This is a genomic window from Sphingomonas pituitosa NBRC 102491 (assembly GCF_001598435.1).
GTDB lineage: Bacteria > Pseudomonadota > Alphaproteobacteria > Sphingomonadales > Sphingomonadaceae > Sphingomonas > Sphingomonas pituitosa.
The window spans coordinates 162847-183321 of sequence record NZ_BCYY01000008.1; the positions used below are offsets into that span (position 1 = coordinate 162847).

A 20475-nucleotide genomic window follows, 5' to 3' on the forward strand; every position below is an offset into this window, starting at 1 on the left:
GATGGGCGCGAACCGGGCGCGCCGGGTCTCAGCGGACGCCCAGCAAGGTCAGCGCCCGCGCCAGATCGGCCTGTCGGAAGGGTTTGGGCAGATGGGCAAAGTCCCGCCCCAGGCCTTCGACATCGGCATAGCCCGAAACGATCAGCGTCGGCACCTCGCCCAGCCGCGCCTGTACCGCGCGGGCCAGATCGGTGCCGGTCATGCCGGGCATCAGATGGTCCGTCACCAGCAGGTCGGGGACGAGCCCGCGGTCGAGCATCGCCAGCGCGGCTTCTGCCGAGTCCGCCGGCTGCACCTGATAGCCGAGTGCCCGCAGCATTTCCGCCGCCGTGCCGCGGACGATGTCCTCGTCGTCCACCAGCAGCACCGTGCCGGCGCCGTCATGCGGCTCGTGGCGGGTCTGCGCCGCGATGGCGGCGGGCGCGTCGTCGCTCACCGGCAGCCAGAGCTCGACCACCGTTCCCTCGCCGGGCCGGCTCTCCAACCCCATCGTGCCGCCCAGCTGGTTCGTGAGCCCATGCACCATCGACAGGCCGAGGCCGGTGCCGCGGCCCACGCCCTTGGTGGAGAAGAAGGGCTCAACGGCCCGCGCGAGCGTCGCCGCGTCCATCCCCGCGCCGGTATCGCGCACTGCTAGCCGGACATAATGCCCGGCGGCGAGCGGCGTCGGCGCATCCTGCGCGTCGCCAAGCACCAGCCGTACCTCGAGCGCACCGCCCTCCGGCATCGCGTCGCGCGCGTTCACCGCGAGGTTGAGCAGCGCCATTTCCAGCTGGTTGGCATCGGCCCGGGCGGGCGGCAGCATCTCGGGCTTGGTCACCGACAGCGCGATCTTGGGGCCGAGCGTGCTGGCGAGCAGCGGCACCATCCCATCGACCAGCGCCACCATGTCGACCGGCGCAGGCTGGAGCGGCTGGCGACGCGCGAAGGCGAGCAACCGCTGCACCAGCGTACTCGCCCGCTCGGCCGAGCGCATCGCGCCGTCGAGCAGCCGGTGCAGCACGGGATCGTCGCCACGCTTTCGCAGGATCAGGTCGAGGCTGCCGATGATCGGCGTGAGCAGGTTGTTGAAGTCGTGCGCGACGCCGCCCGTCAGCTGGCCCATCGCTTCCATCTTCTGGCTCTGGCGCAGCGCAGCCTCGGTCTCGCGCAGCGCCGCGGTGCGCTCCTCGACGCGCCGCTCCAGCGTCTCGTTCGCGGCGCGCACGTCGGCGAGCAGCCCGGCATTGTCGATCGCGACCGCCGCCTGTGCCGCCAGGCTGCGCGCCAGCGCCTCGTGCCGCGCGGTGAACCGGCCGGGCTGGGGGTGGCCGAACAGCAAGCCGCCCAGCACCGATCGATCGCGGGATACCACCGGTACGCCCAGATAGCTGGCGATCGGCGGATGCCCCGCCGGCATGCCGTGATGGGGAGCGTTCCGGCCATATTCCGGCTCGCGCGTCACGTCGTCCGACCGGATCACCACGTTGTGAAAGATGGGCCGGAGGATGCCGGTCGCCCGGGGGCGTCCCAGCTTCTCGAAGCGGCTGCGGTCCTCGCCGGAGAGCGTGAACAGGTGCAGCCGCTCGCCGCTTTCGTCCATGACGTTGTGGAAGAAGGCGCCGACGCTCGCCCCGGTCAGCGCCACGCCGGCATCGGTGAGCATCTGCACCAGCCGCTGCAGGTCGTGCTCGGCCGAAAGGGCCGCGCCGACGCGATTGAGCGTCTCCAGCGCATATTGGGCGTTGCGCTCCTCGCTGACGTCCTCGCAGGAAATGGCGATCTGGTGGATCGTCCCGTCCCAGGCATAGACCGGCACCCAGTTCTGCCGCCAGGTGGAGGCACCGTCCGGCCGCCCCCGCGTGGGGCCGGTAATCTCGATCCCGAGCAATGGCTCGCCACCCAGAACGCGGTACAGCGCTTCCACGACCTGGTCGCCGAGCTCGGGCACGATCTCGCTTACATGGCGGCCGATATGATCGGCCACGGGTATGCCGTTCCATTCGGCGAGCTGGCGATTGATGCGGACGTAGCGCAGATCGGTATCGAGCACCGCCAGCCCCACCGGCGAGTTGTCGTACATCACCGCCAGTTCGTCGGCCTGCTCGCGGGCCAGCGCCTCGCTCGCCCGCAGCGCGGCCTCGCTCTCGCGCAGCCGGCGGTCGGCTTTCACCCGCTCGGTCGTTTCCGACACGATCGACATAACCCCGCCGACCGTGCCGTCCTCGTCGCGCACGGGCGACAGCGAGATGTCGAAATAGACGATTTCGCCGAAATCATAGCGTTCGGTGTAAAAGCGTCGGTCGCGCGCCGAGAGCGTCTTGCCCGTCGCGCGGACATGGGCGAGCATCGGTCCCAGCTCGTCCCAGGTCTCTGCCCAACAGGACTGGGCGGGGCTGCCGAGCGCGTCCGGATGCTTGTTGCCGATCGTCTGGGCGTAGGCGGGATTGTAGAGTGCGACATAGTCGGGCCCCCAGAACAGCGCGATCTGGGCGTGCGACGGCAGCATCACCGCAAGCGCGTCGCGCAGGCTCCGCGGCCAGGTCTCCGGCAGGCCCAGCAGCGAAGCGGACCAGTCGCGCGACGCGATCAGCCGGTCCAACGGGGTTCCGCCGGATGCCTCGATGCCCGCCGGCGGGCTCATCCCTCGGCCGGGACGATAGGGTTGACGTCGCGCCGCGGGCCGGACGTGCGCCGGTCCAGCGCCGCACGAATCCGGTCCGCCAGTTGCTCGCGGCGATAGGGCTTGCCGATCACGTCGAGATTCGTGCCGCGCGGAATGTCCGCGACCAGATCCTCGTTGTAGCCGGTGGTCATCAGCACCGGCGTGTCGGGGAAGCGTTCGCGGAACTGCTCGACCAGCTCGAGCCCGCTCATTCCGCCGGGCATGACGATGTCGGTGAACAGGAGGTCGATCGTCTCGGTCTTCAGTCGATCGAGCGCCTCCTCGCCGCTGGCAGCCAGCACGACGCGGTAGCCGAGCGCGGCGATCTGCTCCTGCGCCAGCGCGCGGACGTCGTCGCTGTCCTCGACCAGCAGGATCGTCTCGCTGCCGCCGGACGCGCCCGCGCCGGGTTCGCGCCTGGCAGCGGGCGCAGGGGGCGGTGCGGCCCCCGCCACGGCGCTGGCGGTCGGAAACAGCATGCGAATCTCGGTCCCCTCGCCCGGCGCGCTGTCGATCTCCAGCCGCCCCAGCGATTGCTGTACGAAACCATGCACCATCGCAAGGCCCAGGCCGGTACCGCGCTCGGCGCCCTTGGTGGTGAAGAAGGGCTCGGTCGCGCGGCGCCGCACATCCTCCGGCATGCCGGTGCCTTCGTCGCGGATGGTGAGCACGACGTAGTCGCCCTCGGGCAGCTGGTGCTTGGGCGCGTTGCCGTTCAGCTTCCACAGCTGGGTGGCGATGGTGACGGTGCCACCCTTGGGCATGGCGTCGCGTGCATTGAGCAGCACGTTGAGGATCGCCATCTCCAGGTGCGTCGGATCGATCTGCACCGCCGGCAGCCGCCGCTCGAGCGCGGTGACCAACCGTATCTGCGCGCCGACGGTGTTGTCGAGCAGGTCGCCGAACTCGTGGATCAGCTGGTTCATGTCGACGGTCTTGGGCTCGAGCCGGGTCTTGCGCGCAAAGGCGAGCAGCTGGCGGGTGAGCTTCGATCCGCGATCGGCGGCGCGCGCGGCGTTGTTGAGCAGGCGCTGGTGCCGGTCGTCCTCCACCTGACTGGCGACAATGTCGATATTGCCCGACACGACCTGGAGCAGGTTGTTGAAGTCATGCGCCAGCCCGGCGGTGAGCTGGCCGATCGCCTCCATCTTCTGCGCTTGGCGGAAAGCCTGTTCGGAGGCGCGCCGGCGCGTCACGTCGAGCTGGCTGGCGAAGAAATAGAGCAGCTCGCCGTCGGGCCCGAGTACCGGCGCGACGAACACCGCATTCCAGAAGGGCGAGCCGTCGCGGCGATAGTTGAGGATCTCCAGCGCGATCGCTTCCTTGGCCTTCACGGCATCGCGAAGCTCCGCCACCGCGTCGCGATCGGTTTCCGTACCCTGCAGGAAGCGGCAGTTGCGGCCGAGGACCTCGTTTTCCTCATAGCCGGTCAGGTCCAGAAACGCCTTGTTGGCGAAGACGATCGGATTGTCGTCCTGCCGCGGATCGGTGAGGATCATCGGCATCCGCGTCATCTGCAGCGCGGCGAAGAAGACCGTGCTGCGGTCGCCCAGGCCGGGCGCGCCGATGATCGCGCGCTTCCAATGATGCGTCGGGTGATTGCCCGTGGGACTGTAGGAAGTGGAATCCTTCAAGTCGCCGGCCGGTTCTCCGGTCGCGGTCGGCTGGTGCTCGTCTTCTGTCTGCACGCGCTGCGCTTCCTCATACTTTCAGCAACCCGCCAGACAAATGCGCGAAACGCCGTTTCGGTTGCGAACCTTTTGGAAGTGCTTGCAAAACTCAGGCCCTGCGCCACTCCAGTCGCGACCAGCCGCGCGCCGTGGCCAGCTTCGCCAGCGGGCCGTGCGCGTTCACCGCAAACGCCTCGTCCGCCCATTCGAGCAGCGGCGCGTCGGAAACATGGTCCGAATAGGCGCGGACATAGCAGTTGGCCCGGTGCAGGCCCTGTGCCGCCAGCCAATTTTCGATCATGTGGAGCTTTACGGGCCCGTAACAGTTCTCGCCTTCGAGTTCGGAGAGAATATGCCCCTGCCCGTCCCGCTTCGCATTGGTGCCGATCACGTCATCGAAGCCCAGCCGCCTGCCGATCGCCTCAGCATAATAGCGGTGCGACGCGGTCGCCATCACCAGCCGGCAGCCGGCGGCGCGATCGGCCTCGATCTGCGCCCGAGCGCCCTGCAGCACCCCCTTCCTCAACTCCAGATCGGCAAAGGCCTCGGCCACCGCCGTCATCTCGCCGGGCGGCAGCGCGCGGCCGAGCAGCAGCCGGTGCGACAGGCGCTTCAGCCCGGCGCGATCGATGCGGCGCGCCGTGTAGGCAAGACCGCCCAGCCCCACCACCGGGAACAGCCCCAGCCGCCAAGGCGCGCGCGTTCGCGCGACGTGCAGCAGGAACCGCGTCCAGGTCGGTTTCGCGGTGATGGTCTTGTCCATGTCGTAGATGGCGAGGCGTTGCATTGCGCTCTCTAGCCACGGAGGAACTTGCCGTTCCAGCAAGAATCGCGGAAAGGGGGTTCCGATGAGGGCACCCGCCGACTTTGAACGGTCCGACGAGAACGGCGAGGCGGTGCTCCGCTTCTCCGGCAATCTTTCGCTTGCCTGCCTGGGCGACCTGCCCGCGCGGCTGGAAACGGTCGACGGCCCGATCGCGCGTCTGGACCTCAGCAAGGTCGGCCGGATGGACACGGTCGGCGCCTGGGTCGTCCACCGCTTCGCCCGCGAGCGTGGCGCGGCGATCGAGGGGCTGGGCGGCGATGAACAGCATCTGCTCGAGCAGGTGGTCGCCGCCGAACACCCGATTCAGCTGCCGCCGCCCCCACCCGGATCCTTCACCCGCGCGCTGAACGAGATCGGCGGTGCGGTGATCAATTCGGGCAAGACGCTGTACGGTCTGCTCGGCTTCATGGGCGCCACCGTGCTGTCGCTGTGGCACGTCATTACCCATCCCCGCCGCTTCCGCTTCAACGCAACGGTGCAGCGGTTCGAAGTGGTCGGCGTCGGCGCGCTCGGCATCATCGCGCTGATGAGCTTCCTGATCGGCATCGTCATCGCGCAACAGGGATCGGTGCAGCTCCGCCAGTTCGGCGCGGAGATCTACACGATCAACCTGCTCGGTCGAATCACCTTGCGCGAGCTCGGCATCCTGATGACCGCGATCATGATCGCGGGCCGCTCGGGATCGGCCTTTGCCGCGCAGATCGGCACGATGAAGCTGACCGAAGAGATCGACGCGATGCGCACGATCGGCGTCTCGCCGATGGAGGCGCTGGTGCTGCCGCGCGTGTTCGCGGTGGTGTTCATGCTGCCGCTGCTCGGCTTCTACTCCTCGGTCATTTCGATCGCCGGCGGCGGCCTGCTGTGCTGGGTGGACCTCGGCATCCCGCCGATCACCTTCATCCAGCGGGTGCGCGAAGTGGTGCCGATCACCGATCTGTGGGTCGGGCTGGTCAAGGCGCCGGTGTTCGGCGCGATCATCGCCATGGCCGGCTGCTTCCACGGCATGCAGGTGGAAGGCGACGCCGAACAGGTCGGCCAGCGCACTACCACCGCGGTGGTGCAGGCGATCTTCCTGGTGATCGTGCTCGACGCCTTCTTCGCGGTGTTCTTCACCAATGTGGGCTGGATATGAGCGACGAGACCGGCACCACTGAAACCATCATTTGCGTTCGCGGCCTGCGCAACGGCTTTGGCGATCAGCTGGTGCACGACAATCTGGACCTGGACGTGCGTCGCGGGGAAATCCTCGGCGTTGTCGGCGGGTCGGGCACCGGCAAATCGGTGCTGATGCGATCGATCATCGGGCTGCAGCCGCCCCTCGACGGCACGGTGGAAGTGTTCGGCGAGAACACGATCGGCCGCGATGAAACCGAGGCACTGGATATCCGCAAGCGCTGGGGCATCCTGTTCCAGGGCGGTGCGCTGTTCTCGACGCTTACCGTGTCCGAGAACGTCCAGGTGCCGCTCAAGGAATTCTATCCCGGCCTCGATCCGGCGCTGCTGGAAGAGATTGCCGCCTACAAGGTCGTGATGACCGGCCTGCCCCCCGATGCGGGGCCCAAATATCCGGCCGAACTTTCGGGCGGCATGAAGAAGCGCGCCGGGCTGGCCCGCGCTCTCGCGCTGGATCCCGAGCTGCTGTTCCTCGATGAGCCCACCGCCGGGCTCGATCCGATCGGCGCGGCGGCGTTCGACGAACTGACCGCCTCGCTGCAGAAGACGCTTGGCCTCACGGTATTTCTGATCACCCACGATCTCGACACGCTGTACGCGATCTGCGACCGCGTAGCGGTGCTGGCGGACAAGCGCGTGATCGCGGTGGGCACGATCCCCGAGTTGCTGGCGTTGGATCATCCGTGGATCCAGGAATATTTCAACGGACCGCGCGGACGCGCTGCGGTCGCGGGCCCGAACCGGCGCGTGCATGAGGATAAGAGGGGCTGATGGAAACGCGTTCCAATCATGTGCTGGTCGGCGCGGTGGTGCTGATCCTGCTCGCCGTACTCTGCCTGTTCATCGTCTGGCTGTCGCGGCTGGGCGGCGGCGACGAGCGCCAGTACGACATCTTCTTCAAGCAGTCGGTCGACGGGCTCAGCCCCGGCTCCTCGGTAAGCTTCTCGGGCGTGCCGGCGGGGCAGGTGAAGGAAATCCAGTTCTGGCGGCCGGATCCCAGCCTGGTGCGCGTGCGCATCAGCGTGCGCCCCGACGTGCCGATCCTCGAAGGCACCAATGCGACGATCCAGGGCAGCTTCACCGGCCCCAGCACCGTGCAGCTGGACGGCGCGGTGAAGGGCCAGCCGCCGATCGAATGCCCCAAGGACAATCCCCGCGCCGCCTGCCCCCTGGGCGTGCCGGTGATCCCGACCAAGGCGGGCGGCCTCGGCGCGCTGCTCAGCTCTGCGCCGAAGCTGCTCGAGCGGCTGACCACGTTGACCGAGCGCGTCTCCGACCTGCTCGACGAGAAGAACCAGGCGTCGATCTCCGGCATCCTCGCCAACACCAACAGGCTGACCAAGTCGCTGGCGGATCGCGGGCCCGAGATCGCCGCCACGCTGGCCGAGACGCGGGTCGCGATCCAGCAGGCGGGCATGGCCGCGCAGCAGATCGGCCAGCTCGCCGAGACGACCAACGGCATGATGGCGAGCGACATCAAGCCGACGATCGCCAACCTCAACGCCACCATCACCTCGGCGCGCAAGAGCGTCGAGACGCTCGATGCGACGATCGGCGATGCCCGGCCGGGGATCCAGGCCTTCTCGAACAAGACGATGCCCGAAGTCGGCCAGCTCGTGCAGGATCTGCGCGAAATGTCGCTCGCGCTCACCAATGTCGCGCACAAGCTCGATCAGGGCGGAGCCTCCAGCCTGATCGGGGCGCCTGCGCTGCCCACCTACAAGCCGAAGAAGTGAGGTTCCGGATGAACAAGCCCGCCATCGCCGCGCTGCTCGCCGCCGTGCCGCTGTCCGGATGCATCTCTTTCGCGGCCAAGCCGCCCGCCTCGCTGCTCACGCTGCAGCCGGCGGCGGTGCTGCCGGCGGGCGAGGTCCAGCAATCGGGCGCGGTGAAGGCCGTGTCGATCGGCCCGGTCGGCGCGCCGCAGGAACTGGCCACCACCCGCGTGCCGGTCCATTCGGGCCCGGGCGGCACGACGATCGCCTATGTGAAGGACGCGCAGTGGGTCGAGGGGCCCGCCAGCCTGTTCGCCCGGCTGCTCGCCGACACCGTCGCCGCGCGCACCGGCCGCATCGTGCTCAGCCGCCGCCAGTCGCTTTCAACCGCGAGCGCGAGCCTGGGCGGCGACCTGCGCAGCTTCGGCGTCGACGCGATCAAGATGGAAGCCGTGGTCACCTTCGATGCGGCACTCGGCCGCGAAGGCGCCCAGGGCTTCGAACGCCGCCGCTTCGAGGCGCGCGTGCCGGTGACGGCGATCGACACTGCCGCAATCGGCCCGGCGCTCAACCAGGCCGCCAATCAGGTCGCCGCAGAGATCGCCGACTGGGTCGGCAAGTAACCGCTCAGGGCCGGCGGCGCACCGCTGCCGGCAGGTCGCAGACGTTGAGCCCGGTCGCAACGGTCGGCGGGGCCGGGTTCTCCCGCAGCGCGAGCATCGCGGCGTAGCGAGGATTGTCGGTCGCGCGCACCTGGAAGTGCGGGCGCTCGTCCGCCGGCAGCTGGCTGGCGAGCCGCACCCAGACGATGCCGGTCCGCTCGCCCTCGGTTGCATAGACCCCCATTGCCGCGTCGCTCCGCGGCAAGGCGGATAGGTACTGCATCCCCTCGATGATCCGCCCGACCACGGTATAATTGCGATCGAGCCGCCGCGCCGACTGGCCGATCGGCGTGAACAGCTCGGATCCGGTGCCGGTGTCGGGCAACTGGTCGCGCGCCACGCCCACCATGCCGTAGCAATGGGTCAGCCAGGCAGACGTGCCGTCGGTGGCGATCGGCCAGCCATCGGCGGTGATCCCCGTTGCGCTCGCGTAGGAATCGGGCCTGGACAGGCGCTGCGCGGCGGTGAACGCGCCGATCTCGAACTCCGCCGCGGGCCGAGCGAGAATCTCGGGCGGGAGCGGCTTCTTCTCGGTGGGATCCCCCCATTGCGCGACCCAGTTCTCCTGGACCCGGTAGACGCTCTCCCCATCCCACCAGCGCGCGGCGGCGAGCTTGCGGATGTTGTTGACGTGCGCGGGCGCGAACCGCGCGGCCAGGCGGATCGCCACCTGGCGGCCGTTCTTGAGCTGGATCAGCAGGATTTCGTCATCGGGAATGTCGCGCCAGTCTTCCGGCGCAGGCTCGGCAGCCGCGGCGCTGGGCCGTGCGGGTGCCGCGGCTTGCGGGACGTTCTGGGCGGCGAGCGGCGCGGCAGCGAGGGTCGCGGCGAGGACGAGCAGGGTTTTTGCCATGGGAAGAGCTTGGCATGGCAACGGGCGCTTGCCTAGCCGCCCAAGGAACGGTAGGGCCGCGCCTTCTAGGTATCCTGCGGAGCGGTGGCCGAGTGGTCGAAGGCGCTCGCCTGGAAAGTGAGTATACGCCAAAAGCGTATCGAGGGTTCGAATCCCTCCCGCTCCGCCAAAAATCATTGTTATAATTGGAGAGGCTTGAGGAACGCTCATGTTCCCACCCCCCTTTGCCTCCGCCGTCTCGCGAGCCGCCGTGCCGATTGGTGGTTCGCCTGACAGGGTACGCTATCATATACCGCGATGAACAACCCCATCGCGCCGTACGGCGGCCGAGTGCCGCCAACACGAGATAGGTCTACACCTTGCGCAGGATCTTGCTCGCTTGGCGCGGGCCCGCGGTTCTCGCGCCCCAGGGACTTCATCCTTTCCGCGCCATCGCTCGGCACGCGCTGCCAACCTCGACTCCCCTCCGCCATTGGTTCAGCGCCTGGCCGGAACAGCCGATCTCCGCCGCGATCGGCACCACCGCGGCCCACCGCGACGGATGATCCTTCCCATGTTCCAGCGCCATATGCACCGCACGGGCACGAGCCTCGGGCGCGAACTTGGTCGTCGCCTTGCGCGTCATGGCCCCTTCCGCTCAGGCGTCAGGGCTTCCGGCAAAGCCTGCACGGTTCATGCGGCCGACACACGGATTGATTGACGCGCCGCATTTTGATGTGTCATCCGGAAATTCTAGGAGCGGCTTGTGAAGCGTCCAGCGGCCGAAGCTGCCTTGGTCTAACCGACAGACGCAGACTGGGGATCAAGAAATTGGGTGCAGAAGCGACGACGCACGGACGCGTACTCTGGCTCGGGAATCGGCCGAATTCGACGGGCGATGAACCCGCGCGCCTCCGCCAGCTAGGCTTCCACGTAACGGAATTGGCCGGCAATGCACTTGATCAGGTCATCGGAGGAGGCCCGCTGACGGCTTCTGAAGGTGCATTGGTCCTACCGCCGCGGGAAAGTCCGCAAGTGTCTGTCGACGGCGCCCGCCTGTTGAACGCCCGCTTCGACACGATCGTGGTCGCGAATGACGCTGTCCGCACCAACGAGATACTGCGCGTCTTCGACGGCCAACTGATCATCAGGGCCCATGGATGGAAAAGGCCGATCGGTTCGGAACTCTATCACCTCGGAAGCTACGGGATCGTCCAGCGCCGGCGAGAGACCCATCACGTCATCACCGACGCGCAGACCGTCAAGGATGATCTGTCCATCGGAGTGGTCACGCTAGCACCGACTTGGCTCGACGAGCGCCTCGATCCTGTCAAAGGAACATGGAACGGCATCGCACCAACGGGTGCCGGACACGTCCTCGTCAGCCTCCCGGCAAGCGAGGCCGATCCTGCCGACAAAAGCTATGCCATGTTCATACGGCAACATTTCCAGAATGCGCCGTATCGGCACTTGGCCCATCTGGGCTTGTGGGATGGCGACGATTGGGAGCAGCAGCGACAGCGCATTCTCAAGCTCCAGACGGCTGCAGCGTATCTTTATCCATATGTCGACAAGAACCATCTCGACATGACGCCGCTGGAAATGATGCTCATCGGAGGGCCCGTCGTGTTCTTCGATAGCGGCTACCTTTCGGCTTCGATGCCGACAGACGCGCCCGGCCGCGCCCGGACGATCGACGAGGCGCACCAGCTTTGCGAGCGCCTGCGCGGCGGAGATCGCACGCTCCTCCACGGCATCCTGAATTCGCAAACGGCGTTTCTCGCCCGATATGATGCGCGACTTGCCGCTCCCCAGTTCGACAGCGCGTTTTCAACCATCCTGCGCGAGCGTCAGGCGAACCGCCCGGGCATTTCGCGTTCGGGAATCACCTACACGCCCGACCTTGCAGATCGCCAAATGCGCCGCCTGATGAAGGCGCTGACGTTCGATACGAACGATAATGCTGGCTTGGCGAAGTGGACGTCCAAGGACGTGATCACGGTCTTTTACAGGATGGTATTGGATACCGCACCAGACCCCAATAAATCGGCCACCTATGCTGCGGCCCTCGATGGTGGAAGGTCGCCGATGGAAGTATTGAGGTGGATGATGCGGGAGAATCCGCATCTGGTCAGCGAACATCGAAATCGGTTTATCCGCTCGCTGCGCTCCGCCCACCCCGGACGGCACCTCACTTCAGCCAGCCTCTGAGAAGAAATCGAGAATGGACGTTATGGCACCTACTGCCGTCAAGCAGACGCCCCTGCGTGGCCTTTTCGTCAATACTGCCAAAGAGCAATGCAGTATCCACGAGAGCGGCAACATGGTGCTCAATGCACTTTTGGGCGATCAGCGCATCAAGCTGGACTATGTGGAAATCCGACGCGAGGATTATCACGGCCTAGATTCAAAGGATTTTCTGAAGAAGATATCCAATGATTACGGCGCGGAGATCGATAGCGACGCTTACGATTTCACCATTGTCAACTATCATCATTTTACGATGGCGCCGTTCGTTGGAAAACCTCAACTGGATGGTCTGCCAGGCGCTACATATGCGATCGTTCTTGAGGTAGAACCGCACGATTGCCTATCCTTCTGCCCCTATGGGTGGTTCGACGGCTATATCGTCCTCGATCCTTCGGTACGAGACGACCGCCCCGAGGTCTTTGCATTTCCACGTCCCATCAACCAGATGCTGCCCGGAGACCTCGACCGTGTCGATGAGGTGCCCATCATCGGCTCCTTCGGTTTCGGAACCCCCGGCAAGGGCTTCGAATTACTCGTCGATGCGGTGAACCGGGAATTCGATCGCGCGCTGGTACGCGTCAATATCCCGTCGAATATCTATGCTGACGATGCAATGGCAAGCGTTCATGGTGAAAATTACGCGCGCTACCTCGCCAGGATTTGCAAGAAAATTGCCAAGCCCGGCATCGATGTCGAGTTCACCTACGACTTCATGTCGAAGGACGCCATGATCGAATGGTGTCGACAGAACACGCTCAACTGCTTCATGTATACGAGAAAGCAGTCGGGACTGGCAGCAACGACGGATCAGGCGGTGGCCTCCGGGCGGCCGTTGCTGGTATCGGGCAACCAGACCTTCCGTCACATCCATGATTATTTGCGGCCCTATCCTGGCACCACGCTGCGACAAGCAATAGAACGCTCGGGAAGTGTCGTTAAGACCATCCAGGCGGATTGGAGCCCGCAGAGCTTCCGCAACCAGTTCGTGAAGATGCTCGGACTGACGCTCGGAAAAGACGATAACCGGATCGACGGGCCTGCCAAGGATTCCAACGTCCCCGGCAATGGCGAACCGAAGCCGACGATGCTGGTGATTTCGCCGACGTGCTTCGCTCGGAACGCCATGGATACCCTTTCCGCACGCGCTGTGTCCGCGCTAAGCGACGCATCGCAATTCCAGGTCATCAAGACTGTTTCCCAGACGTCCGAAGGCTATGCCCGAACGTGTTTCTGGTCGAAGCCGGATGTCGCTTGCTTCGTCGGCTGGGAGCCCGATCGCGCCATGTCGGAAATTGCCAAGTTCCGGAGCGCCTATTCCGACTGCAAAGTCATCCTGCTCAGTGCACCCACGGCCGGAGCCGATGACGACGGCGCGCAGCCTCTGGACCTTTTGGGTGCCGATGCGCGCCGCGTCGTGAAAGGCATCGCTCCGTTCAACACGCAGCTCGTTTCCAGACAGCCGGGGCCGGCCCGGGTCGGCTTGTACGGCTATGATGCGGAGCTCGAGATAGGCGAGCTGAGCGCAATCCTGTCGAAGATAGATCGCGAAATCGTCTCGGCGCGGGTGTTCATCTACCTCGCCCCCTCGGACGACCCCCTGCGACAGATCGCGCTTTCCGACCGTGTCCGCATGCTGAACAGGCAGATGACCAATGCGACAAGCTTCGAATTGACGCCTCTGCCCTCCTCGACTGCCGAGCGCATCGACTGCCTGGCCAAGAATGCGTTGAATATCGTGCGGTACCGCGCGAGCGATGCGGACATCCTGACCGACATCCGCGACCTCGCCCTGACGACGGAGCGCCCGCTGGTCTTCACACGTACCGGAAAGTTTCCGGGCCAGCCGGACGGGGGCGTCTACGCCGAAGACCAGCGCCTTACCCATTTCATGGAAGCGGGCATCGGCGCCCAGATTGCGGTATTCAATGCACTCGCCGAGGGCCGCTTTGTCGCGGAGATCGAAGATCTTGCTCGCACATTGATCGTCGGGAAGAAGAACAAAAAGAAGAACGCCTCTTCAACCTCGTTCCGCGACCTCGCCAACGGCGACGGATGGATCGTGCCTGGCGCAAAACCGGCCCTCCTCGTGGATCTTGCTGACGACGCACCGCGGGAGCGCTCCGCAACCGACCTGTCAAAGCCCGACGCACCGGTAGAGCAAGCATGGCTTTACGACGCGCTCCGGATCGCCCTCGCGGACCGAGAGGAGGCCCGGGTCGCGATACTGGGCGACGCAGAACTGCACGCCGCGACCAAGCTTCGACAGGACGGTATCACGTTCGAGACGACCGCGGCGGCCGATATTGCATTCGTATCCAACGTCGTTGCCGGGAAGCAAGAACTTGAGTTGAAGTTGTTGCAACTTGCCACGCACCTCAATCCCGGCGGGACAGCGCTGCTTCTCTGCTATTACGCGGAGTCCTACCAGGAGCCGTTCGTCCACGAGAGTTCGGACTTCAAGACTGTCACGCCGGAGGAATTCGATGCGGCAATGGCGGCGGAATCAAGCCTCACCTGCACGTTGCGGCCGGCGATAACATCGCGTCCGGTCTGTATTTCTCCCCCTGCATTCACGCCACCCCCCGTCGGTTTGTACGTGATCGAAAAGCGCGAAGGAATTTGAAATCCATGTCTACCTCCGAGGGCATCTGGAAATCAAACCAGCCCAACGCGCAGGACGCTGAAAGAAAACGCAGAATTTTCTGGTTCGGCGCCCATAAGATTTTGGTCAAGACAGAATTAAAGCTCCTTCGTGAGCTTGGATATGAAGTCTTTGTTCCAACCTATCTTTCCAATGTTGATGACCAGAGCGCAGTAACGCAACGAGACTCGGGCGGCGACACTACATTGCCGAAGGATGTTTTCGAGAAACTGTCCGATTACAACTTCTTTTATAATTCGATTGATCAAGAGATCATCGAAATCCTGAACACATATTTCGACGCGGCGATCGTCACGATCCTGGCCCGTTGGTGTTCCGAATTTGCGCGCGTCTTTGAAGGAACGATTCTTTTCCGCGCTTATGGCCAGACAAGCCTCCTGTCGGACGACTTCGCGCGGCTCGGCATGCAAGGACTGCTGGAAGAAAGGCAAAACATTCACTTCCTGCCGCATGCGGAAGAAACCGGCGAGCTCGAGGCGGAATGGCTGAAACGGAAGATGCACGTGGTGCCATATTCCATTGCGCCCGATATCTTCGAGCGCGAAGGAAGCTGGAAGGGCTCGACCGGCGATGATCGCTATATCCTGATTTCAGCTCCAAATATTGCGAATATATTCCACCGATTTCATTATCGCTTTCTCAAAAAGCATTTCTATCAAAATCATTATCGCTACGTCGGCGTGCAGACAAAGCCGATCGACGACCATCAAGTGCTGGGAACCCTGTCGCTTGCCGAGGTTATAGATCAGTTTACCTGCGCGAACGGTTACCTCTATACGTATAGCGACCCCCGCGTTTGCTATCTGCCGCCCATCGAGATGATGGTATATGGCGGCCCAGTGATCTATTTGAAGGGATCTCTTCTAGCGCGATATTTTGAAAATCGCGGGCCGGGCGAATGCCGGACCATTGAGGAAGCCTATGACAAGAGCCGACTGCTCCTCCAAAATGACACGTCGTTCCTTGGCGAACTGCAGGCAGCACAGGGAGCGGTGGCCGACCGATACCGGCCGTCGCACGTGAATCCCAGGCTGGAAGCCGCCGTACGCGACCTTATCGGGCCTCCCACGGTAGCAGATACGCCGTCGCGCGCGCCTGTTTCCCTGCCTTTCACGCAATCCGCCATGACCCACAAGATCGGCAGGCGTATTCTCCAAACGCTGCTGCAGAACGACGATGCCGGTCGGGCCACGACCATCGTCGAGATTATCGACCAGGTAGGCGACGAGTATATCGGTCCGTCCAACGCCTTGGCGAACAAGGCGGCGCTCTTGGCGTGGTGGCGTGATGCACCGCCTGTCGAGCTCGATCTGAGGGGCGGTGCGATCGACCTCCTCAGCCACCCCCGGGCAAATGGCATGGTCGGGCGCCGGATCGTCGATCCCAGCACGGAAAGTCATGCCCGTGAAGCGTTACGGGGCGAAGCGGGATATCTGGCCTTCGGTCCCTATATATCGCTCCCGGCCGGGCGCTTCAGGGCTGTCTTCGCATTGGAGATCGAAGCGTTCGACGCACCTGCCGTCGTCACGATCGATGTGGGGGCGTCCGGCCTGGAGCTCGCATCACGGTCGATAACCGTGCGCGAGGGCCGCGTATCGACCGTCGAGAGGCTGGATTGGCTGGCCGAGACAGAACTGGACGCGGTCGAGTTCCGGGTTTTCACCGACGGAGGAGGGCGCGTTCGGCTGACCTCCTTGGGTTGCGATCAGGATCCGGAATAGCACGCACCCTGCCCCTCTCCCGGCGACACCCCGGCCAGAACGAAAGATTCGGCGCCACATCGGCCGGGGCCAAGAACCCCCGCGGTGTGTGAGGCCGGCTTTCGTTCGGGTTTGCCCGCCGGCCCCCTGCCCCGGCCCTGGCCTCGTCCACCGGCACGAGCCGGTGCATGCTCAGGCATTCACCGCGCAGCTTGCCCTTGAAGCTCTCCACAAAGGCATGGGGCGCTCCCGGAACCACCCGCGCCTGCCAGGTCCAGATGATCCATCAGGTGGGACACGCAGTTCGCCCAGGTTACCGACGCCAACAGCTCGCTCGCATCCACCTTGGGTGGGGCATCGACAAAGTCCCGGATGGTTCGTGCCAGCGCCCGCGCTTCGCGGGACTGGAAGAACGACACCCCCGGCGCCGCCAGCTCGTGGAAGACGCCGATATCGCTCGCGAGGACCGGCTTGCCATGCGCCAGACCCTCGATGATCGGCAGGCCGAAGCCTTCGTCGAGCGACGGGACGACGACACCCGTACAGGCCTCGTAGAGATACTCGAGAGTCTCGTCGCTGGCGCTCTCGAGCCAGGCGAATGGCTTCCCGCTTTGCGACAGTTCCCGGAGCCGCTCCTGAAGCGGCTCCGTCTTCCAGCCGGCGCGTCCTACAAGAACCAGCCCCCAGGGCACGCCGTCGGTACCCGCTTCGAACTGGGCCTCGAACGCGTCCACGACCTGGGCGTGTCCCTTGCGCGGCTCGACGGTTCCGACGCACAGGATCGTTGCATGTTCGCGGGCCAACCGCAGCGCCGGTGCGTCCTGCTCGGCGACTCCGGTACTCGGTACCGACGTCGCGAGATCCGCCCCCAGCGGGAAGGCAAAGATTTGCGGGGCCGATGGCCGGACAACGCCGGCTTCTTCCAGATACGCAGCCACGTCCTTCGCGACCCAGCGAGAAATGCACAGGAACGTGTCGGCCAATCGGGCATGCAGGCGCATCCACTGCGCGAACGATGCAACCAGTCCTTCGCTGAACCACTCCGGATGCCGGATCGGCAGCAGATCGTAGACGACCACTGCCACACGGCATCCCTGCCGCTTCCACCGATATAATTCGCGTGTGCGGCGTGGCTGGATGTGCGCAGCCAGGTCGAGCCCGAGGAAGACGTCGCCCGCACGACGGCGGCCGACACGCGGTAGCGCCGCAAGGGGGGGCCGTTCGGACGTCTGCAGAAAGTCTGCCGGCACGACCCGATAGGATCGGCGCCGGGCCGCGGCTACGGGGACGAGTTGGACATTGGCGGGAAGTGCCTGCTCCAAACCGGTCAGGACGGCGCGGACCACCCGCTGAATGCCCGTTCGCGCATCGCTCTGGTAAATCACCGAGACATCGACGAGCAGTTGCCGGGGCCGCAGCGATCGGCGTGCGGCATCGCTGCCGAACAAGGCACGCAGGAACGCCCTCATTGGGCCGAATAGAAGTCGTAGGCCTGGTCGATCGAGCCAAATTCGAAGAGCCGGCCACCCACCAGCACCGCCGCTTCGTGGCAGTGCGCGCGAATGAAGTTCGGATCGTGCGACACGATGATCATCGCACGATCGGCACGCCGCTCGAAGAGCTCGACATGGCATTTCTGCTGGAACCGCGCATCACCGACCGCGATGACCTCGTCGATCAAGAAGCAGTCGAACTCCACCATCATCGAGATGGCGAACGCAAGCCGGGCGCGCATGCCGGCGGAATAGGTCCGCACCGGCTCGCGCATGTAGATGCCCAGTTCGCAAAAATCCTCGACGAAATCGATCTTGTCGGAAGGATCGACGCCGTAGATCCGACAGATGAAGCGCAGATTGTCCAGCCCGGTCAGGGATGTCTGGAAGGCACCGCCAAACGCCAGCGGCCAGCTGACACTCATTTCGCGCTCGATCGTGCCGCTGGTCGGCTGCTCGGCGCCGCTGATCATCCGGATCAGCGTCGACTTGCCGGCGCCGTTGCGACCAAGCACGCCGACCCGGCGTCCCGGACGGATCGTCAGGTTCACATTGTGAAGAATTTCGGTTTCGCCGCCGTGCGTCGAATAACGCTTCGAGATGTTCGAGAGACGTATCATTCGGGGGTAATCGTCCGTCCCACCTTGCGCATCTGCGCAAGCGCAATGAGGCTCAACAGGCTGGTGAACAGCGCCATGTAGCCGATGTCATAATGCGCGACGACCTTCGATCCGAAATAGCCTTCGCGAACGAGCTCGACACCATGGACCATCGGCAGGAACAAGATGATCTCCTGCGCGCGGACGGGCAAGGCATCGACGAGAAACGCTGCGCCGGACAGCGGGAAAAGCAGATAGGACGCCGGGTGCCAGAGCTTGTCGACCAGCTCATATTCCTCGGACAAGACGCCCATAAGCAAGCCCAGCGCGCTGCCGAACCAGGCAAGCATCACCCAACCCTCCATGACCTTCAGCAAATCCTCGGGAGGATCAATCATGCCGAACAAGATGAAGATGCTCGACAGCACGACGAAGGAAATGGTGGCACCAGCCGCCTCCAGCAGCAATCGCGCCGCGAACACATCCATGATCTTGACGTTACGATGGTACATCAACGCCAGGTTTGGCGCGATCGCACCGATGCAGCGGGAAGGCATGTTTCGCCACAGCAGAACGCTGGAATAGCCGGTAAGCGCAAAGGCAGCGATCGGCAGATTCGACCCGTGCAGCGAGCCGGTCGCCGTCCACAGCGCCGTAACGCCCAGGGTGAACATCATCGGCTCCACGAACATCCAGAGGAAGCCGATGTTGTGCCTGCCGAAGCGCGTCAGGATCTCGCGCATCAACAGCGCATAGATCACGCGACCCTGGATCTTCAGGCTGACGGCGTCCTCGCGCACGGGATCAGGCCTTATGCTCTCGGACGCCCGCCAGCAGCATCGACAGGATGCCCCAGGCTACGATCCCCATTGCGAAGGTTACGAAGATGCCGCGAAGCCGCCGCGGCTCCATCGCCTTGTCCGGCCGGCTCGGCTGAACGATCCGCTCGACATAGGCCTGCTTGCGCCGCGCCTCGTTCTGCGCCTCCTGCAGCGATGCCATCGCGGCGGCAAGTTGGCGATCAGCGAACTGGCTTTCCAGCTGCCGGCGCTGATACTCCGCCGCGACACCCGCAAGCGACTGCTGATTGCCGGTGATCTGCGCTGACTGGGCAGCGATCTGTCGCCGCAACTCCTGCACCTGCGCCTGCAGCGTGGGAATCTGCGGATTCTGCGGCGTGAAAATTCGAAGCTGCGCGAGCTGTGTCTCGGTCGTGATGACTTGATCCTGAAGCTTCGAGATCATCTGCAACTGGACCGTTGCCTGCTTTTCAGGATCGACCACGCCCTTGGCATTGCGGAACGAGGACAGCGCGAGTGCCGCCCGGGTCGCGCGCGCTTCGGCATCGGCAACTTCGCGTTGCGCAAAGCCGATCATGTCGCGTCGACCGCGCTCGTTCAGGCGATTCACGAGGTCCTCGGCGAGCTGAAGTAGCCGCTCGTTGACCTGCAGCGCATCGTTGGAAGTGTATGCGCGAACCTTCAGCGTCACGATCGACGAGGTCGTGTCATGGGAAAGCTCCACATGGCTGCGGTAATATTCGAACAGCTTCTCATGGGATGCATTAAACCCGAACGGATCGAACCGATCGATGAACGAGACTTGGGGCGAAGTGTAGATCCGGTACAAATAATCATTACGGTTCAGCGCATTAAGGGCATCACGCGACTCGATGAAGTTCTGTGCGGAGTAAATTTCGTCGCCCGCATTTGCAAAGCCCGTGGACTTGAGAAGAATACCCAGTCCGGTTTGCGCAGGCTTGTCCGGACTCCGAACAACGAACTGCGACTCCGAGATGAAAACGTTGGAGGCGAGCAGGCCAAAATACACGATGGCCAGCAACGTCGGCACGACGACCGTGACCAGAAACAGCGGCTTCCGCAGTAGCGCCGCCCTCGAAAATGTAGATTTCATGATGCCTTGTCGCAAACTCGAAATTGGGCGGCCAGCTGGTCACGCGAGGTCAAAAGGAAAGCGAAGCATTGTCTTGGCGAACCTCATTTGACCGTGACCGGAGCCGGGCCAAGACAACGGCTGGCTGCGGTTCGGCACGACCAGCGAACTGGATCGCAGGCCTTTTACGGTATGCAGGATCATGGTCAAGCATGCCATGACCAGCGCGCCGCGCAATCGGCAGGCCGCATCGCAACCAGGCGACAAATGCGGGATCGTTGCGATCCGTCAACGTCTTCGGGGCGATTTTCACAACCGCAATGCGACCGATCCGATGCCGCTGGAATACATTCGTG

At 64.3% G+C, this 20475-nt stretch carries 16 protein-coding genes and 1 tRNA gene; 8 read left to right on the forward strand and 9 right to left on the reverse strand.

The window, feature by feature from the left end:
* Positions 1-28 precede the first annotated feature (28 nt).
* The 3 genes from SPI01S_RS09125 to SPI01S_RS09135 all read right to left on the reverse strand — a co-directional run bounded on the left by SPI01S_RS09125 (position 29) and on the right by SPI01S_RS09135 (position 5101).
* Positions 29-2488 carry a PAS domain-containing protein gene (locus tag SPI01S_RS09125; RefSeq protein WP_444544597.1) on the reverse strand — a complete coding sequence of 820 codons (2460 nt, stop codon included), beginning with the start codon at positions 2486-2488 and terminating at the stop codon, positions 29-31.
* Between the two features lie 131 nt (positions 2489-2619).
* On the reverse strand, positions 2620-4332 hold the full coding sequence (locus SPI01S_RS09130; RefSeq protein WP_066721374.1) for a histidine kinase famiy protein: 1713 nt from the start codon (positions 4330-4332) through the stop codon (positions 2620-2622).
* Positions 4333-4423: 91 nt separating this feature from the next.
* Complete coding sequence (locus SPI01S_RS09135) at positions 4424-5101, reverse strand: HAD family hydrolase (protein WP_066721376.1); 678 nt, start codon at positions 5099-5101, stop codon at positions 4424-4426.
* Positions 5102-5162: 61 nt separating this feature from the next.
* Here SPI01S_RS09135 and SPI01S_RS09140 point away from each other — a divergent pair, with 61 nt between their 5' ends.
* From SPI01S_RS09140 to SPI01S_RS09155, 4 genes are read left to right on the forward strand one after another with little or no spacing between them, the layout of a single operon-like run.
* A complete protein-coding gene (locus SPI01S_RS09140) occupies positions 5163-6272 on the forward strand; it encodes an ABC transporter permease (protein ID WP_066721378.1) in 1110 nt (369 codons plus the stop codon).
* A complete protein-coding gene (locus SPI01S_RS09145) occupies positions 6269-7084 on the forward strand; it encodes an ABC transporter ATP-binding protein (RefSeq protein WP_066721380.1) in 816 nt (271 codons plus the stop codon). The genes SPI01S_RS09140 and SPI01S_RS09145 overlap by 4 nt, the downstream gene beginning before the upstream one ends.
* Positions 7084-8049 (forward strand): MlaD family protein, encoded by a 966-nt coding sequence (locus SPI01S_RS09150; RefSeq protein WP_066721381.1) that lies wholly within the window; start codon positions 7084-7086, stop codon positions 8047-8049. The genes SPI01S_RS09145 and SPI01S_RS09150 overlap by 1 nt, the downstream gene beginning before the upstream one ends.
* Before the next feature lie 8 nt (positions 8050-8057).
* On the forward strand, positions 8058-8651 hold the full coding sequence (locus SPI01S_RS09155) for an ABC-type transport auxiliary lipoprotein family protein (protein ID WP_066721382.1): 594 nt from the start codon (positions 8058-8060) through the stop codon (positions 8649-8651).
* A 4-nt stretch (positions 8652-8655) separates the two neighbouring features.
* Here SPI01S_RS09155 and SPI01S_RS09160 read toward each other — a convergent pair whose 3' ends face one another.
* Positions 8656-9543 carry a peptidylprolyl isomerase gene (locus SPI01S_RS09160; protein ID WP_066721384.1) on the reverse strand — a complete coding sequence of 296 codons (888 nt, stop codon included), beginning with the start codon at positions 9541-9543 and terminating at the stop codon, positions 8656-8658.
* A gap of 78 nt (positions 9544-9621) precedes the next feature.
* Between SPI01S_RS09160 and SPI01S_RS09165 the strand changes: the two genes are divergently transcribed.
* Positions 9622-9712: transfer RNA gene (locus SPI01S_RS09165), tRNA-Ser, on the forward strand.
* Positions 9713-9958: 246 nt separating this feature from the next.
* Here the strand turns inward: SPI01S_RS09165 and SPI01S_RS09170 are convergent.
* Positions 9959-10168, reverse strand: coding sequence for a hypothetical protein (locus SPI01S_RS09170; RefSeq protein WP_084253341.1), 210 nt, complete (start codon positions 10166-10168; stop codon positions 9959-9961).
* A gap of 389 nt (positions 10169-10557) precedes the next feature.
* Here SPI01S_RS09170 and SPI01S_RS09175 point away from each other — a divergent pair, with 389 nt between their 5' ends.
* Genes SPI01S_RS09175 through SPI01S_RS09185 form a run of 3 tightly spaced genes read left to right on the forward strand, consistent with a single transcriptional unit; the run spans position 10558 to position 16155 of the window.
* The gene (locus tag SPI01S_RS09175; RefSeq protein WP_066721386.1) at positions 10558-11733 is read left to right on the forward strand and encodes a hypothetical protein; all 1176 of its coding nucleotides are present in this window, start codon (positions 10558-10560) and stop codon (positions 11731-11733) included.
* Positions 11734-11746: 13 nt separating this feature from the next.
* Positions 11747-14395 carry a glycosyltransferase family protein gene (locus SPI01S_RS09180; RefSeq protein ID WP_066721387.1) on the forward strand — a complete coding sequence of 883 codons (2649 nt, stop codon included), beginning with the start codon at positions 11747-11749 and terminating at the stop codon, positions 14393-14395.
* 5 nt (positions 14396-14400) lie between these two features.
* Complete coding sequence (locus SPI01S_RS09185; RefSeq protein ID WP_157084618.1) at positions 14401-16155, forward strand: hypothetical protein; 1755 nt, start codon at positions 14401-14403, stop codon at positions 16153-16155.
* Between the two features lie 179 nt (positions 16156-16334).
* Here the strand turns inward: SPI01S_RS09185 and SPI01S_RS09190 are convergent, their stop codons facing one another.
* Genes SPI01S_RS09190 through SPI01S_RS09205 form a run of 4 tightly spaced genes read right to left on the reverse strand, consistent with a single transcriptional unit; the run spans position 16335 to position 20140 of the window.
* Positions 16335-17603 carry a glycosyltransferase family 4 protein gene (locus tag SPI01S_RS09190; RefSeq protein ID WP_066721392.1) on the reverse strand — a complete coding sequence of 423 codons (1269 nt, stop codon included), beginning with the start codon at positions 17601-17603 and terminating at the stop codon, positions 16335-16337.
* Positions 17600-18247, reverse strand: a complete 648-nt coding sequence (locus SPI01S_RS09195; RefSeq protein WP_066721394.1) for an ABC transporter ATP-binding protein — start codon at positions 18245-18247, stop codon at positions 17600-17602. Before SPI01S_RS09195 ends, SPI01S_RS09190 begins: the two co-directional genes overlap by 4 nt.
* Positions 18244-19026, reverse strand: coding sequence for an ABC transporter permease (locus SPI01S_RS09200; RefSeq protein ID WP_281179434.1), 783 nt, complete (start codon positions 19024-19026; stop codon positions 18244-18246). Before SPI01S_RS09200 ends, SPI01S_RS09195 begins: the two co-directional genes overlap by 4 nt.
* Positions 19027-19030: 4 nt before the next feature.
* Positions 19031-20140, reverse strand: coding sequence for a KpsE/RkpR family capsule polysaccharide export protein (locus tag SPI01S_RS09205; protein ID WP_066721398.1), 1110 nt, complete (start codon positions 20138-20140; stop codon positions 19031-19033).
* Positions 20141-20475: the final 335 nt, after the last annotated feature.

Coding starts and splice junctions, on each gene's coding strand:
- SPI01S_RS09135 (WP_066721376.1), bottom strand. CDS start 5,101: ATGCAACGCCTCGCCATCTACGACATGGACAAGACCATCACCGCGAAA.
- SPI01S_RS09185 (WP_157084618.1), top strand. CDS start 14,401: ATGTCTACCTCCGAGGGCATCTGGAAATCAAACCAGCCCAACGCGCAG.
- SPI01S_RS09180 (WP_066721387.1), top strand. CDS start 11,747: ATGGACGTTATGGCACCTACTGCCGTCAAGCAGACGCCCCTGCGTGGC.
- SPI01S_RS09170 (WP_084253341.1), bottom strand. CDS start 10,168: ATGACGCGCAAGGCGACGACCAAGTTCGCGCCCGAGGCTCGTGCCCGT.
- SPI01S_RS09155 (WP_066721382.1), top strand. CDS start 8,058: ATGAACAAGCCCGCCATCGCCGCGCTGCTCGCCGCCGTGCCGCTGTCC.
- SPI01S_RS09125 (WP_444544597.1), bottom strand. CDS start 2,488: ATGCTGCCGTCGCACGCCCAGATCGCGCTGTTCTGGGGGCCCGACTAT.
- SPI01S_RS09195 (WP_066721394.1), bottom strand. CDS start 18,247: ATGATACGTCTCTCGAACATCTCGAAGCGTTATTCGACGCACGGCGGC.
- SPI01S_RS09190 (WP_066721392.1), bottom strand. CDS start 17,603: ATGAGGGCGTTCCTGCGTGCCTTGTTCGGCAGCGATGCCGCACGCCGA.
- SPI01S_RS09145 (WP_066721380.1), top strand. CDS start 6,269: ATGAGCGACGAGACCGGCACCACTGAAACCATCATTTGCGTTCGCGGC.
- SPI01S_RS09140 (WP_066721378.1), top strand. CDS start 5,163: ATGAGGGCACCCGCCGACTTTGAACGGTCCGACGAGAACGGCGAGGCG.
- SPI01S_RS09160 (WP_066721384.1), bottom strand. CDS start 9,543: ATGGCAAAAACCCTGCTCGTCCTCGCCGCGACCCTCGCTGCCGCGCCG.
- SPI01S_RS09150 (WP_066721381.1), top strand. CDS start 7,084: ATGGAAACGCGTTCCAATCATGTGCTGGTCGGCGCGGTGGTGCTGATC.
- SPI01S_RS09205 (WP_066721398.1), bottom strand. CDS start 20,140: ATGAAATCTACATTTTCGAGGGCGGCGCTACTGCGGAAGCCGCTGTTT.